The organism is Desulfonatronovibrio magnus (genome assembly GCF_000934755.1).
Classification (GTDB): Bacteria; Desulfobacterota; Desulfovibrionia; order Desulfovibrionales; family Desulfonatronovibrionaceae; genus Desulfonatronovibrio; species Desulfonatronovibrio magnus.
The window spans coordinates 1-14,589 of record NZ_KN882180.1 but is presented as its reverse complement, the minus strand read 5'-3'; the positions used below and the strand labels follow the sequence as shown (position 1 = coordinate 14,589).

Genomic DNA, 14,589 nt, shown 5'->3' with positions numbered 1-14,589 from the left:
ACGATTTGATTCCCCATAACTCAAAACATAAGCATCTACAACAAACAATTTATCTGTTTGAAGTTTACATAAAAGTTTAGCCCTATTTTAAGGAAAGCAGGGGCAGGTGGTCCGAGATCCACCTGAACTATCAATCTATGTTTTCAATTTGTAATTTTTTACGGCAAGCGGGTCCAGGATGATCCAGACCCCATGCTCCAGCCAAAGGAGTAAACTGTTACGAGTTTACAGATATTCTTGTATAATCAGTTAACCCCGAACAAAGAGTCCTCAAAATAAATGGACAATCTTCTATTTGTTGAAATAGACTCCAGCACCACTTCATTAGGAAGAATGCTGACAATCCGCAGTCCCTCTTCCGGGATAACCTCCCCAACCGTATATTCATATCCATTGATAATGGCAATCTTCTTATCACCCATCTCAATGAACCCCCCAAATGTAAGAGGTCCTGTGATTTCCTCCTGAACTACCTCGGGTTCTCTCTCCTCTGGTCTTTCACCATAAGGCCAGGAATAGAAGATGTCTGTGCCAGGTCGACCCACTGAAGCCTCGAGAACAAGCATTTCTTCAGAATCCAGCGTTAAATTATCAATTCTGGCCAACACATCTGAAGTTAATTGCCGGGTTCTTTCAACTCTTTGCTCCTGCACAACCTGTGGAGCCTGCCCTGGTGATTTCAAAAAAAAATCATATATCCCGTACAGGATAGCAATAACCATCACCGCCAGGATAATTTTCTGCCTTTTTTCCATATTATTCAGCTGCTTTTGCGGGAGTGCATAGCCCGCTTGCAAATTATCAAGTTAGAATAAAGCATGAAGCTTTGTGCAAACCCCCAACATAAGATGACTTATAGTTTACTACAATCGTTTTGCTAATAAAATCAGATGGTTATAACTTTCATCTTTTGACGATTTTTGCTTTGATTAATGCACATTTGTCTGAAAAGTTCCGTCAAAGATGGAAACTTTGCGCCTGGCACAGCTTCCTGCCCGGAGGCTTACAGCCCGGAGGGGGACTGTCCCTCGCTGTGTAAATTTTGTCATCAAAGAAAATCTCTTCCAGGAACCAATGTAGCATCAATCTTTTTTAAAGTACCTCGCGGGGACTGTCCCAATTTCCCGAAAAGTGACAGTTCTTCAATGTGGAGGCGGCTTCCAGCCGCCGGGAATTAAATAGCCTGCAGGATGCAGGCTCCACTTTAAAGACAGTTACTCACAGGTTCGATCCCAGGCCGCCCAGGTGAGGAGCTTCTAAGTAACTAAAACCAAATAAGTAATAAATTCAAAGCATTATGGTTTTGCCATACAGATTACTTCGGTCTCTCAGGCTCCCTCGTGGGTGACAGGTTTTCAGCAACCACATCCCTGACACCTCAGCTGTCATTGCGAGCGAGTCTTCGAGCGCGGCAATCTCAAACGTGTTGAGGCTATTACCTCTTTTTTTGTGGCTTAAGCCACATTTCAAAGAAGCGGCTGGAGCCGCAAGAGCAAAACGTCCCCAGGCTGGAGCCTGTGAACGAGGGGTATAAGTTACTCACAGGTTCGATCCCAGGCCCCCCGGTGAGAAGCTTCTAATCTTCTTTAACCATTAACCATTAACCATTAACAATTAACAATTAACTGATAACAATTAACTGATAACTATTAACAATTAACTGATAACAATTAACATTCAAATACTGTGAACAACTAATCAACAGCAATCCATATTTCCATGATTACTCGAAACTCATCCGGCCTGCTGCGAATCTCAAATTGTTGATACTCCAGAAAAAATGGCTTTAAAGCCAGTTCTGCCAAAAATTCATATACAGCCTGGTAAGAGCCTTTAAGGACCGCGTTGACCATAATTCTGCTGCCAGACTGGGAATAACTCGCAGGCACCGGGGAAAATGATACATCAACAAATCCGGCTTCTAAGGCGGCAACATTCAACATTCTGATTCCCTGATCAACATTTACCTGAGAAGAGTTGGAACCTTTATCTTCCAAGCCAGCCTTTCGAGCAGTTGTGGAGTCCACAATACTCATCAGGTTTGAATACACTGGAAACAGTATCTGCTGTTCCTCCAGCAAAACCTGATTTTCCTTAATTTTAAGCTCAAGGCGATCAATATCATCCCAGGCTGGCAGAATGGCCAAAAAAAATATGACTGCCACCGTTATTAGAGCCAGTGCCAGATAATACATGGCTCTTCTTGGAAAAGTAAGATTTTGCAGATCCATCATGTTGTGGGAAGATTTACGTTAATAACAAACCTGTAAACTTCCCCTTCTCCATACAAACTGTCTCTATAGCTGTTGTGTATTGATGAGTCAGAAAATAAACCTGAACCGCCAAGAATTCTTATATAGCTTGAAAGATAGGTCTCAAACATTTGCGGATCACCCCGAACAATTCCCTCCACAGTCAAAAAACCAGATATTGCTTCCCGGGCTTTGTTGTCCGGGTTGTATACAAGGTTTAAAATCCTAATACTGCCTGGAGTCACCCTTGACAACTCACTTAATATTCCAAGCGGTACATTTTTTCTCACAGCCTCACGCAGCATAAGGCTGGAATCTTCAAGCTCTTCTGCAATTCCCTGAATATAATCAGTTGTTAAAATTTGGTCAAACCCATCAAGCTGAGCCTCAAGTACGTCAGCCTGCTGGGCGAGAGAATCAGCTTCAAGCTTTTGAGTCCATGAATAGCTGACGGCAGCGAGAACAATGACCATACAACCTGCAGCAGTAACCCTGCTTACAACATTGGAAGTTTTCTGCTGCTCGTAGTCTTTGGCTGTAAATAGCAGGTTGGCTGTCTGCAGGCTCTCGGAAAGTGAAAGTCCGGTGGCCAGAGCCAGTTCCATCCTGTCAAGCCTGTTCAGCGAGACTCTGGATGAGCCAAGAGAATAAGCCGGGTTAAGAGGATCAAGCACTTCAACCGGAACTGCCAGCTGCTCAGCAATAAAGCTCTTCATGCCTGCTATACCAGAAGAGCTTCCTGCCAGAAAAACCTGAGTCACAGGTGTGTTGCCCAAAACATTGACGTAGTGATCAAGAGTGCGCTCTGCCTGGAGAGCCAGCCTTCTCAATACAGGAGCGATATACTCAAAACAGTCACTGTCATCGTCATTATCTTCGTCAAATCTGCAAAGCATGGACAAAAGCATCTCAGAGGCTTTTTCCATCTCTTCCAATGGAGGCCCCTGCTCTTCAAGTGAACCATCAGGGCTGTCATTAGCAGGCTGACCTGCATCCCTGCGGCGCATGGTCTCATAAGCGATGGACTCCAGCATACTGTCAAGACCTGTTTTAATCAGTCTGCTAAGTCTTAACCGGTCAGCCTCAAAAATATCAATCCTGGTGGATTCATTGTCTATATATAAAACAGCAAACCCTTCACTTTCAACAGGTACAATTCTGTGCTTGAAAATATTTTGAAATGCAAAAGTGGAAACAGTCAGACCTTGTAATTTATAACCGGCTCTGATGAAGATATTTTCCATATCAACTTTTTCCTGCCTTGGAACTGTGTAAACACTGACAAGATACTTCTGAACATCTTCATCTTTTACAAACCCGGCAATGCGATAGTCAAATATATTTTCCTTTTCATCAAATGACTTTTCCTTTTTTGCTGTCCAGTATATGGCACTGGCCAGCCCTTTTTTCACCACCGGCACCTTTATGGTCCAGACTTCAGCCTTGGAAGATGACACTCTTGACCAAAGCTGCACGTTACGACCTTTAACAAAGTCATCTAAGGCTTTCTTGAAAGCCGCTATAAAAGCAGGATCATCAACGTCCACTTCCCTGTCAAGGTTGACAACCCTGGCATCCAGCACTGCTTTAGAGCCATGATGCTGCCCCATGCGTATCATCTTCACAGATTTTCGCGAAAAATCTACAGCAACAGTCTCCTGACCTTTGCCGGGCCAGAATTTCATCTTTTTCAAAAAACCCAGATAGGATGACTTTGCCTGATATTTTGAAGAAACTGGATCTTCTGTCTTCTGCTCGTAAGATTCTTCTTTGTGGCCAGCAGGCAGGCCATAAGATTCCTCCCTGCTCAAGTCATGGTCATCAATGTCTGAACTCTCTACCTCCTCCTGTTTGCCTGGATCCTCACTACTATCAGCATTTGCAGATCTATCTTCAAACAAGTCATCAGATAAGTCAGGAAATTCCAGGTCAGCCTTATCCTCGACTTTAGAAGAATGTTCTATTGAGGGCTTTTCAGGACTTGAGTTATCATAGATATCATCCTTATTGCTCCTGATAAGGCTCAATAGTTTATCTGTGGAAGAAATCTCATTGTCTTTTGTCAAGATTGCCTCTATCGGGTTTTAAAAATAGTATCTTCAGCGTGGTCCTGATGAGATCCGTGCTCGATGGGCTCGCCAGGATAAGACGCCTGCAACAAAAAAAGCCGGGTTGCAGCATAAAAATACTTTGCTTGCAACCCGGCTACCCATGTAATCTACTGAGGGAATAATTATGATCATATTATGCGACCTGCTTGTTTAACCAAATAGTGAGCAAACCAATTAGAATAAATAAGCAATACAATCAATAATTATGGGCCCGTGGCTTTCCGTCCCCGCCTCTCAGCGGGTTTGGCTTTTTTAAACAAATATGTATCTTATGGTTAGGATTTGACCATATGCGTTTGACACTAAAAGTTTGTTTCAGATCCTAATAATGCTCAGTTGATTTCACGAAAAACTAACACACATAGCCCTATGTGCCAAACCATTTGACATATAAATCCTATTGTTGGCTCTATCTCCATAAAAGTTGGTCATTCAGGGCAAAAAAATTTTTTATCGCCTGCAAATAATATTTTACAGGCGAATTTAAAGTGAGTGATATTTCAGTTATTCTCTTACAGTAAGCTCAAACCTTTTGAAAGCGGGATCCCTCGTGGCAAAACCTTCGTCAACCCTGATTGTAAACGAATACACTCCAGCAGGTCCAGTTGGAACTCCTCGAATCAAGCCGTCCTCTATTATTAATCCATCAGGAAGAGCTCCAAAGGGATCCCCATCAGTTGACTCAAGAGCATCCCATACGGCCACAACAAACCCTGTGGCAGCAAGGACTAGCTCATACGGTTCGCCTGTGTAAGCGTCTGGCAAAGGCGACGAAGTAATTATATTTACATCCATTGAGCTGACCACTATGCGCATGCGCTGATAATGCTGGGCTCCTTCGGAGTCCGTAACTTCAATGACGAAGTTGAATTGACCTGTAGTAGTCGGTAGACCACTGATTATGCCATGGTTATTATCCAGAACAAGACCATCTGGTAAAGAGCCAAGTGAGTCTTTAATGTTCCATAAATAAGGTCTTCTACCTCCTTCGGCCTCGAGCACTTCTGTGTAGTAAGTGTTGATTGTCCCCTGTTCAAGGTCATTATCAGAGGAAATTACCAACGAGAAATCATCCCACTCAATTTCCATGGACAAGGAAGCAGTCCCGCTAAATCCACGGGCATCTGTGACTACCACATTGAAAGAGTACCATCCTGATTCAGTGGGAGTGCCTGAAATTAGACCTGTTTCAGGGTTTAAAGTAAGGCCGGACGGTAAAGTACCGCTGGCAATGCCCCAAGTGTAAGGCTGAAAGCCTCCGCTTGCCGCAAGCTGAAATCCATAACTGGAATTCTGGGTTCCGCTGGGAAGTGGCGATCCCGTGGTAATTACCAACGAGAAATCATCCCACTCAATTTCCATGGACAAGGAAGCAGTCCCGCTAAATCCACGGGCATCTGTGACTACCACATTGAAAGAGTACCATCCTGATTCAGTGGGAGTGCCTGAAATTAGACCTGTTTCAGGGTTTAAAGTAAGGCCGGACGGTAAAGTACCGCTGGCAATGCCCCAAGTGTAAGGCTGAAAGCCTCCGCTTGCCGCAAGCTGAAATCCATAACTGGAATTCTGGGTTCCGCTGGGAAGTGGCGATCCCGTGGTGATGGCTGGAAGATCCGGTTCGGGTTCCGGTCCGGGAGGCAGAGGAAAATTAAAAGTAATGACTCTGGACACACTGATATTCCCGACATTGGCCCAGACCCTGGCTGTTCCTGATTCTTCAGCAGACAATTGCGTTGATGCAGTTCCGTTAAAGTCTGTTAAAACAGTTGTTTCTGACAAAATTCCTTTGTTAGAATAAAAGCTGACCTGCATTCCATTCATTGGAAAGTTATCTTTATCTCTGACCACAGCCCGGACAGCTACGGGCGATTCATTAGTAGAAGCTGGCGCTTCCAGGGTCAAAGAATCAACTTCCAGATAGTCGTATATGGAAACGGTTATATCATGCCTAACATTTTCCACATTTGCGTAAACTCTTGCTTGACCATAAGTGACAAGTCTTACCTGTGCTATGCCATTTTCATTGGTTTCAACTTCATATTCACGAAGCACTTCTCCAAGATCCCAATATAAATCGCCATTATCAGCGATAAAATTAACCAGCACTCCAGATGCCAAATTGCCATCCCTGTCTCGAACAACTGCCCTGACAATCCAGTTATAAGCTTCCGTCATTCTGAAAGCCTCTAATCGCACTTCGCCCAGAGCTTTACCCTGCCCAACATTAATGCTGATTGTATCGCGAACATCAACAGCCTGGGGAAAGACTACCTGAATGATATCCATACCTGAACTGTTTCCTGCACGATAAGTAAGAGTTGCTACACCATCATTGTCTAAATTTGTGCTGAATGACTGTACGTTTTCATTATTATGAATGAAAGATGCATTGGAATTGTTTACTTGAAATGAAAAATCAACCCGGCTATTGGAAGCAGGCAGGTCATCATAGGTTCTGCCTTCGACTCTTATTGTGCTATAACCACCTATAGATACATCATCTTGATCAGCGGACAGAATCATCGTGCTCACAACCTGTCCACCTCCGGCCACGGTAAATGTAATGCTGCTTTTTGCACCCCCAGCCTTGACTTCAATAATATCCACTCCAGGCATAGTGCCTGCCCTGTAAACAGCTGAAGCTGAACCATTGGAAAGAGTTTCAGACTGAACGTTGCTTAGACTTGCACCAGTGTTGTTTTGCGTTATAGAAAAGCTGACTTTAATTCCAGGTGCAGGACTCTCACCATCAAATTTCAAAACATTTGCCATAATAGTTCTGGATGCACCAAGACCGACCTGTGTGGTTTCATCGCCTACCACACTAAAAGAGACCATATAGTCAGTACCGTGCCCTCCACTGCCCCCACCTCCACAAGACAACAAAGCAAAACTCAAAAGCAACATGCAAAATAATGATATAAGTCTACGCACTTTTATACTCCCGCCAGGAATTCCAGAAATTAAATATTTGCAATTCTAATATAATTTCAAAATCGCAGAAAAAAACCAAAAATTTTGAGATATGCAAAAACAGCAAAGTCAATGTCCGAAGTCAAACTAAAGTACCAATTCAAAGGACTCCAGACTAAACTATATAAAAAATCATTGTTTTTAAAATAATCCTTACAAGTAACTACAATCGTTTTGCTAATAAAATCAGATGTTTACAGTTTTCACATTTTGACGATTTTTGCTTTGATTGATGCACATTTGCCAGCAAAGTTCCGTCAAAGATGGGAGCTTTGCGCCAGGCACAGGGACTGTCCCTCGCTGTGTAAATTTTTCCATTAAAACAAATTTCTACCAGGAACCAATGCAGTATCAATCTTTTTTATAGTACCTCGCGGGGACTGTCCCAATTTCCAGAAAAGTGACAGTATCCTAAAGTTACTCACAGGTTCGGTCCCGGTCCGCCCAGGTGAGGAGCTTCTAAGTAACTACAAACGTATATGCAATAAATTCAAAGCATTACGGTTTTACGATACAGATTGCTTCGGTCGCTTAGGCTCCCTCGCAATGACAGGTTTTCAGTTACCACATCCCTGTCAGCTCAGGTGTCATTGCGAGCGAGTCTTCGAGCGCGGCAATCCTTGTTGCGCGCGAAGCGAAGCAATCTCGCGCTAAGGCTATTTCAAGTTAGTCGTAGGTTCGGTCCCGGACCCACAGGGTGAAGCGCTTCAACTAAACGCCCCTTATTTCATCTGTGTTATGGGCACAGCCCGAATTAGTTATGAGTTATGATAGAAGACAAAAACCATAAATATGATTACCTATTATCACTCAGATGTTTGACTATGAATCAAAGCTAAATTCCTGTCAATGAAAACATTGTAAGCTTATATTCCTTCATTAATTTTGAGGCTTACAGCCCGGAGGGGGACTGTCCCTCGCTGTGTATATTTTTTCATTAAAGCAAATTTCTTCCAGAAACCAGTTCAGTATCAATCTTTCTCACAGTTCCTCGCGGGGACTGTCCCAATGTCCAAATATGGGACTGCTCCATGACCTTGTTAACGAGCTTCAGCATGGGATAATCGCCTTTCATGTATTTTCAGAGAAATATATATTTTGATCACTTTTTAAATTGACTTTCTATTTTTCTTGCGGATAAGGTAAGTTTATGATGAATAAGCAACATAACGTACATACATACCCCAAGTCATGCAAGGGCTTTACCTTGCTGGAAGTTGTGGCGGTCCTCATTATCCTGGGGATAATAGCAGCAGTGGCTGTTTCCAGATATCAGGATACCGGGGCTGATGATCTGGCCGCGGCTAATACCCTTAAGGCTCATCTTCGCTACGCCCAGCTCCGGGCCATGGGGGATATTGTTGCCTGGGGGATTGAGATTGAGGCGAATAAGTATACACTTGTAAGGGATAATGGTTCAGTTCCAAATCTACCAGGGGAAAACAGCGCAGAAAATAATGATCTTGATGCAACTCTTTCTCCTCAGGATACCATCATGTTTAGTGCCGCTCGTGGCAGACCTTATCTTGAAGGCAGCGATCCTGAAAATTTTTCCAACCCATATGATATATCCGTTGGCAACACACAGACAATCACCATAACCCCTGAAACCGGGTTTATTCAATAACAGGTATAAATGGACAGAAAACTGCAATCAGCGGAAAAGGTGATCAAGTAGTGCTTCTGGGGGGATTACCGAATTCTATCTTATGACTGAAATTGATGAATCAGAATATATACCAGAACATAATCCTTAACTGGACAGTCAAAATTTCTTGTGCAACCCCTTGGATTTATTTCCATTTTACAAGCTTTAGATGTCCAGACGTTTTCACGGCCTAAACATTTGAAATCATAACGTTTTTTCTTCAACTAATAACAATTGGGAGCATTACGCGTTTCTGACAACTGAAAAAAATGATGTGTTTGTCACAGTTTTTTTTGGGGTTAAAAGCGATTTATCATGCCTTGGCACGGCTTCCTGCCCGGAGGCTTACAGCCCGGAGGGGGACTGTCCCTGGCTTCGGGACTGTCCCCTATCTGGTTGTCAGAAACGCGTAATGCTCCTTAACAATTAACTGATAACTTTTAAGTCTCAAGTGATTATGTCTCTATCAACAACAATATATAAATCAGAATCCAGGGAAAAAGACCTTGCCGCCATCTGCAGAGAGTTTTCCATAACCATTGCTTACGCCTTTGGCAGCCGGGCAAAGGATGCTTATTCCTGGATCAGAAATCAAACCGAAAAAATGCGTGCATCCTGTTCAGACTTGGATATCGGGGTCCTGCCCATGCCTGGTGTCAAGACGTCGCCAAAACAAAAGGTGGAGCTTTGCAGCCGGCTGGAAGACTTTTTCGGGGTCAGCCGGGTGGACCTGGTTTTTCTGCCGGAAGCACCACCTTTTCTGGCTTCAAGGATCATCCAGGGACAAAGGCTTTATGCTGCGGATGAATACCAGGCCGATGAATACGACCTGTACATTCTGAGAAGGGCTGGAGACCTGATGCCTTTTCACAGGGAGAGGCTTCGCCTGCTTTTTGGAGGCAACATATGACCAGGGGTGATATTTCCAGGCGCGTTGTTGCGGACAGGGTTCAATGGATTGAGAACATGATCGCGAACATAAGAGAACTTCCTGTTGAAAACATTGACGATTTTTTTGCGGACCCCAGAAACGCCCTGGCCTGTGAATCATGCTTGCGCCGCGCCCTGGAAGCCCTGCTTGATCTTGGAAGACATATTCAGGCCAAAAAATTTGGCCAGGCAGTTGAAGAATACAGGGAAATCGGCCCTGCCCTGGCCAGGGTAAGACTTATCCCTGATAATCAAGTTCAAATTTTGAGAAACATGGCGGGTTACAGAAATCGCATGGTTCATTTTTATCATGGTGATTCCAATGAGGAAATCCGTACAATATGCACTGATCACCTTGGCGATATTGAACTGGTGCTTACCACCATGAAGAAGTGGATTGGGGACCAGTTGCTTGAGGGGAGCAGCGGGGATGTTTAATCCTGACAAAAATATGGTATTGTTATGACAAGAAACAACAAGGGCTTTACCCTGATAGAACTTATCACCGTGCTGGTCCTGATTGGAATAATTGGAGTGTTCGGAGGACTGTTCATGGTCAGGATGGTTCAGAGCTATAAGTGGGCCGAGGACAACGCCCATCTGGCCCAAAAGGCCCAGGTTGCTTTGACAAGGATGTCTGTGGAGATGGCCTACGCTGATTCTGTTGATGAAGTTGAGCTTGGTAATGATGTAATTAAGTTCGATGCAATATATCCTGATAATTCTAAAGAAACGGAGAATAAATTCGAACTGGATGGAAACTTTCTGATTTTTGAAAAAAACAATATACAACATAACCTGACTGACAGGGTTGAATCATTTGTAATTGACGATTCCCAGCTCAGCGATGGCTATTTCACAGTAACCCTGATCATGAAAGGCGCCAATAATGCTCAGAAAACATTTGTAAAAACCATGGCCCTGCCTGAAGAGGATGAAGAATAGTTCATGAAAAAACACAAACAGAGCGATCAGGAAAACATTGCGAACTTGTGCTACTCCCAGCAGGGATCAATTCTTATTTATCTGGTGGCAGTGCTGGTTGTTGCAGGTGCTCTTGGAGCGGGGATTGTTTCTCTGACCACATCTTCCACGTTCACGGAATTGACCTACAACCCATCAGACCGGGCCAGGTATCTGGCTATGTCCGGGGTGAATTATGGACTATTTGCCTTGGAAGCTGAAGAGGATATCTTGAACCTCGATGAGTATGATTGGCAGAATAGCGAACCAATTCTCTTAACAATGAGTGACAATGAAGAAATCGACATATCTTTTCATAGCCAAGAGGTAACGCCAGGAGAATCTGGAATTGTCCGCCCAAGGGTAATCTCTGTGGGGCGTGTTTTCCCAGGCAGTACAAGAGAGTCTCAGTTTAGAGTTGACAGAGACCTTTGGCATGACGAGCCTGTAAGCATCAGCTGGAGTCACCATGCTGAAGATCTTTTTCCATCCTTTGATCCGAGCCCTGGCCAATCTTTCAGTTTTAAAGTCTGGATACGAGATGAAAGTGATCAATCAGTTGAAGGTATCCCACGAAGAGCGTTTACATTTGATTGTGATGGATGCTGGAATCCCGAAGACATTGTAATTGAGAGCATTGTTGAAGGGACAGATGGCATGGAGCCAGGTTTGCGACAAGGTCCATATTATTTAGTTACAGCCAATTATAATGATAACAACTGCATTGAAATTAGTGTATCAATTTTTGACTCAAGTCCCATTTCAACTACTTATAGTTCTACTTTTGATGGCTCTGGAACTGGGGTTGAAATTAACTGTCCCGAATAAGTAAGGTATCGTCATGCATAATAAAAATTCAGGCTTCACTCTTCTCGAAATAATCGCCGTTATTGTTGTTGGCGGTATTGTGGCCGCTGTGATGGTCCCTTTTATGAGCACTGCCCTGACCAGAAGTCATGAACCTCTGGAGAATCTGGACCATGCGGCCAATTTGAGTTCGGTCATGGCAAAAATAACCGGGGAATACCGCAAAGATTCACCTGAAGATATCGAATCCCTAAAAAATTTCAGGGATAGCGTGACAGGTATTGTTGGAAGTGATGCTGCTGTGGATACCAATAAGCTTATTGAATTTGTCCAAAATAATGGTTCATATATGGAAAGCGACTGTGATCAGAATGCTCCTTCTGGTGCTTGTGTTTTGAAGGTTGGGCTGAGGAGTAATGTACATTCTGGGGAGACGTTGACTGCTTTGTTTGGGTATGCACAGGTAGGTTCGGATAATGGGAATGGTGGACTTGAGGGAACAGAATTTAACTTTGCCACCATGGATCAAGTACAAATTTCTGACTTTATTCATGACGTCGCAATATACCCCACTGACGACCCCCATCAAGATCGCTGGGGTTCAACAGGAGATGCTAACAGTTATGAGTCTCGTGTAACAGGCAATGTTGTGCTTGGCAACACAAGCACGGTAGGTGGTGATGGACAAAAACTTTTTTTGCCCATTCCGGATGAATGTGATGACTATGTTGTTAGGGCGGTTGCTAGGACTACAGCAGGTTCTGGTGGTCATGGTTACGGAATATACTTTGATACCGTTTTGGGTTTAAATAATGACGCAGACCCAGGATTTAGATTTATGTTTGACAGAGGGCTTGGTGAAAAAGGAGCACTTCAATTAAGAAGTGTCAATGCCGCAACTAATTGGCATAAAATATTAACAAATAGTGATGATCCTAAAATACCTGAACCTCGAAGTGATCCATGGTGGACAGACCTTCATTATATTAGATTATACGTCAGCAATTCTGATGGTCAAAGGAATGTCCAGGCATCTGTTTTTGATCTTGAACCTACAAATTATTATACAGATCCTGATTACATGGAAAACTTTACTGATTTTTATTTCGGACCTTGGGAACATAGACTTACATTTTCAGAAACATACATCTTTAGCCCTGTTGGGAAAAACCTGCATACAGGAATAAGGACTTGGGGTAGTCACTCATTTTTTCATTATCTTGATACTCAGATGATGTGCTCAGTGAATGGTAATGACGGTATTGTTTTATGTGTGGGTGAGGAACCAACCGAATACTTAGGATATGAAGACAACATAGATGCTGATATAGAATGCGCTGCGAATCAAATACTTGTCTTAACTTCAGCTGTCGGTCTACAATCAAGTCAACATTTTAATTATATTGCACCCGGAGGAATATATATCGAATCTGGAGTTAATTTAGCATCTCCTGACAGTGGTCACGGCTCGATTATTTTAGAATCAGAAAATGGAGATATTACACTAGAAGAAGGTGTGATTTTTTCAACAGAAAGCAATTCTGGTGGTGATAGAGAAGAAATACATATAAAAGCAGGAGGAAATATTGATATTCGTGGTGTCAATATTGAAGCCAGGATAAACATTTATTTAGAGGCAGGTGGAAATATATATGCCCAGCGCTCCCAATTAACGACCGAGAGATCTGGTGCTAATACAGGCATCAGGTTTGATGCTGGAGGCACTATTTATATAGAAGATACATGCGCTGAACATGCAAAGAATAGTGAAGTAAGGATAATTAATGGAGTGACAGATGGAGAACGGGATAGCTCTTGTAAACCTATACCTTCTTAATAGGATTTTCTAAGTGTATTTGATCTTTTTCAGCCTAATTAAAGCAGGGATTAAGCTATAACCAATAAAGTGTACTGGAGCATGATCTGATGCAGGATGAGTAGGTCAGCCCATGGAAGATAGCCTTGGAGCGCTATTTTCCAGAGTTTATTGCCTTCTTTTTCCCTGATGTTTATAAAGAGATTGACTGGACTGCGGGATATCAGTTTCTGGACAAAGAACTGCAGCAAGTGACTCGGGATGCATAACTGGGGCGGCGTTTCGTGGACAAACTGGTTCAAGTGCTCAGGGTTGCAGGAGAAGAGGGTTGGGTCAGTGTTCATATTGAGGTACAGGGAGATCCTGAAGACGTTTTTGCCAGGCGGATGTTTACCTACCATTACCGTTTGTTTGACCGTTATGCCCGGCCGTTGGCCAGCCTTGCCGTGCTGGCAGATGATAATACCGGATGGAGGCCTGACAGTTTTGGTTATGAAGTTTTTGGCTGCCGCATGAGACTGGATTTTCCAGTGGTTAAGCTTCTGGACTGGGAGCCTGATTTGGATAATCTTCTTGAATCTGACAATGCTTTTGCTCTGGTGACCGCAGCCCATCATCTTCACACATCGCGTCAAGCGCGAAATGTGAAGATGATTGAACAATGAAATTGGGGACAGGTTTTTTGAGTTGCATTTTCTACCCTCCCGTTGGCGGGGTGGAGGGTTTGTATTCTATAAGAGAAATTTGGGACAGGTTCTTTAAGTTGCATTTTCTACCATATTTCGCTACATTCCCTTCAACCCAACAACCACAAGCCCTAACAGAGGTTTACCATGCCAAGAATAGCCAGATTTATTCGTGAAAACCAACCTACAGTATACCATGTTATATCCCGAACCGCCCTGCAGGGCCTGCCCATCAAGGACAAAGACAATGACTTTCTGCTGGGCCTGATCAAGAAACTGTCGCAACTCTACTTTGTAGATGTGCTGGGATTCGCACTTTTAGGCAACCACTTCCACCTGGTAATCCGCATGTACCCTGAATCTGATCCGACAGATGATGAGATAAAGGAAAGACTGCAGAAAT

The 14,589-nt window shown here is 43.4% G+C and carries 13 protein-coding genes and 1 riboswitch; of the genes, 9 read left to right on the top strand and 4 right to left on the bottom strand.

Annotated features, from left to right (window positions below):
• Window positions 1–245: 245 nt before the first annotated feature.
• From LZ23_RS18350 to LZ23_RS18335, 4 genes are all read right to left on the bottom strand, one after another.
• Window positions 246–755 (bottom strand): hypothetical protein, encoded by a 510-nt coding sequence (locus tag LZ23_RS18350; protein WP_045216580.1) that lies wholly within the window; start codon window positions 753–755, stop codon window positions 246–248.
• Between the two features lie 939 nt (window positions 756–1,694).
• On the bottom strand, window positions 1,695–2,234 hold the full coding sequence (locus LZ23_RS18345; protein WP_045216578.1) for a hypothetical protein: 540 nt from the start codon (window positions 2,232–2,234) through the stop codon (window positions 1,695–1,697).
• Complete coding sequence (gene pilM, locus LZ23_RS18340; protein WP_045216576.1) at window positions 2,231–4,318, bottom strand: pilus assembly protein PilM; 2,088 nt, start codon at window positions 4,316–4,318, stop codon at window positions 2,231–2,233. Before pilM ends, LZ23_RS18345 begins: the two co-directional genes overlap by 4 nt.
• Before the next feature lie 126 nt (window positions 4,319–4,444).
• Window positions 4,445–4,621: riboswitch (cyclic di-GMP riboswitch) on the bottom strand.
• 246 nt (window positions 4,622–4,867) lie between these two features.
• Window positions 4,868–7,297 carry a putative Ig domain-containing protein gene (locus LZ23_RS18335; protein ID WP_157493325.1) on the bottom strand — a complete coding sequence of 810 codons (2,430 nt, stop codon included), beginning with the start codon at window positions 7,295–7,297 and terminating at the stop codon, window positions 4,868–4,870.
• A 1,189-nt stretch (window positions 7,298–8,486) separates the two neighbouring features.
• On the opposite strand from LZ23_RS18335, the gene LZ23_RS18330 reads away from it, so the two are divergent.
• From LZ23_RS18330 to LZ23_RS18295, 9 genes are all read left to right on the top strand, one after another.
• Window positions 8,487–8,963 carry a type II secretion system protein gene (locus LZ23_RS18330; RefSeq protein WP_045216573.1) on the top strand — a complete coding sequence of 159 codons (477 nt, stop codon included), beginning with the start codon at window positions 8,487–8,489 and terminating at the stop codon, window positions 8,961–8,963.
• A 478-nt stretch (window positions 8,964–9,441) separates the two neighbouring features.
• Window positions 9,442–9,894 (top strand): nucleotidyltransferase domain-containing protein, encoded by a 453-nt coding sequence (locus LZ23_RS18325; RefSeq protein WP_045216572.1) that lies wholly within the window; start codon window positions 9,442–9,444, stop codon window positions 9,892–9,894.
• A complete protein-coding gene (hepT, locus tag LZ23_RS18320) occupies window positions 9,891–10,352 on the top strand; it encodes a type VII toxin-antitoxin system HepT family RNase toxin (protein ID WP_045216570.1) in 462 nt (153 codons plus the stop codon). The genes LZ23_RS18325 and hepT overlap by 4 nt, the downstream gene beginning before the upstream one ends.
• Before the next feature lie 24 nt (window positions 10,353–10,376).
• Window positions 10,377–10,859 carry a type II secretion system protein gene (locus LZ23_RS18315; RefSeq protein ID WP_045216568.1) on the top strand — a complete coding sequence of 161 codons (483 nt, stop codon included), beginning with the start codon at window positions 10,377–10,379 and terminating at the stop codon, window positions 10,857–10,859.
• Between the two features lie 3 nt (window positions 10,860–10,862).
• Window positions 10,863–11,705, top strand: coding sequence for a hypothetical protein (locus tag LZ23_RS18310; RefSeq protein ID WP_045216567.1), 843 nt, complete (start codon window positions 10,863–10,865; stop codon window positions 11,703–11,705).
• A gap of 13 nt (window positions 11,706–11,718) precedes the next feature.
• Entirely contained in the window at window positions 11,719–13,521 is a 1,803-nt protein-coding gene (locus LZ23_RS18305; RefSeq protein ID WP_045216565.1) for a type II secretion system protein, read from the top strand.
• Window positions 13,522–13,646: 125 nt separating this feature from the next.
• On the top strand, window positions 13,647–13,769 hold the full coding sequence (locus tag LZ23_RS25395; RefSeq protein WP_269745194.1) for a hypothetical protein: 123 nt from the start codon (window positions 13,647–13,649) through the stop codon (window positions 13,767–13,769).
• 15 nt (window positions 13,770–13,784) lie between these two features.
• A complete protein-coding gene (locus LZ23_RS18300) occupies window positions 13,785–14,165 on the top strand; it encodes an RpnC/YadD family protein (RefSeq protein ID WP_198146049.1) in 381 nt (126 codons plus the stop codon).
• Window positions 14,166–14,333: 168 nt separating this feature from the next.
• On the top strand, window positions 14,334–14,589 hold a 256-nt coding region (locus LZ23_RS18295), incomplete at its 3' end, for a hypothetical protein (protein ID WP_045216563.1).

What these genes read in the sequence shown, in the direction of transcription:
- LZ23_RS18315 (WP_045216568.1), top strand. Translation starts at nt 10,377, where the DNA reads ATGACAAGAAACAACAAGGGCTTTACCCTGATAGAACTTATCACCGTG.
- LZ23_RS18305 (WP_045216565.1), top strand. Translation starts at nt 11,719, where the DNA reads ATGCATAATAAAAATTCAGGCTTCACTCTTCTCGAAATAATCGCCGTT.
- LZ23_RS18325 (WP_045216572.1), top strand. Translation starts at nt 9,442, where the DNA reads ATGTCTCTATCAACAACAATATATAAATCAGAATCCAGGGAAAAAGAC.
- LZ23_RS18310 (WP_045216567.1), top strand. Translation starts at nt 10,863, where the DNA reads ATGAAAAAACACAAACAGAGCGATCAGGAAAACATTGCGAACTTGTGC.
- LZ23_RS18330 (WP_045216573.1), top strand. Translation starts at nt 8,487, where the DNA reads ATGATGAATAAGCAACATAACGTACATACATACCCCAAGTCATGCAAG.
- LZ23_RS18345 (WP_045216578.1), bottom strand. Translation starts at nt 2,234, where the DNA reads ATGATGGATCTGCAAAATCTTACTTTTCCAAGAAGAGCCATGTATTAT.
- hepT (WP_045216570.1), top strand. Translation starts at nt 9,891, where the DNA reads ATGACCAGGGGTGATATTTCCAGGCGCGTTGTTGCGGACAGGGTTCAA.
- LZ23_RS18350 (WP_045216580.1), bottom strand. Translation starts at nt 755, where the DNA reads ATGGAAAAAAGGCAGAAAATTATCCTGGCGGTGATGGTTATTGCTATC.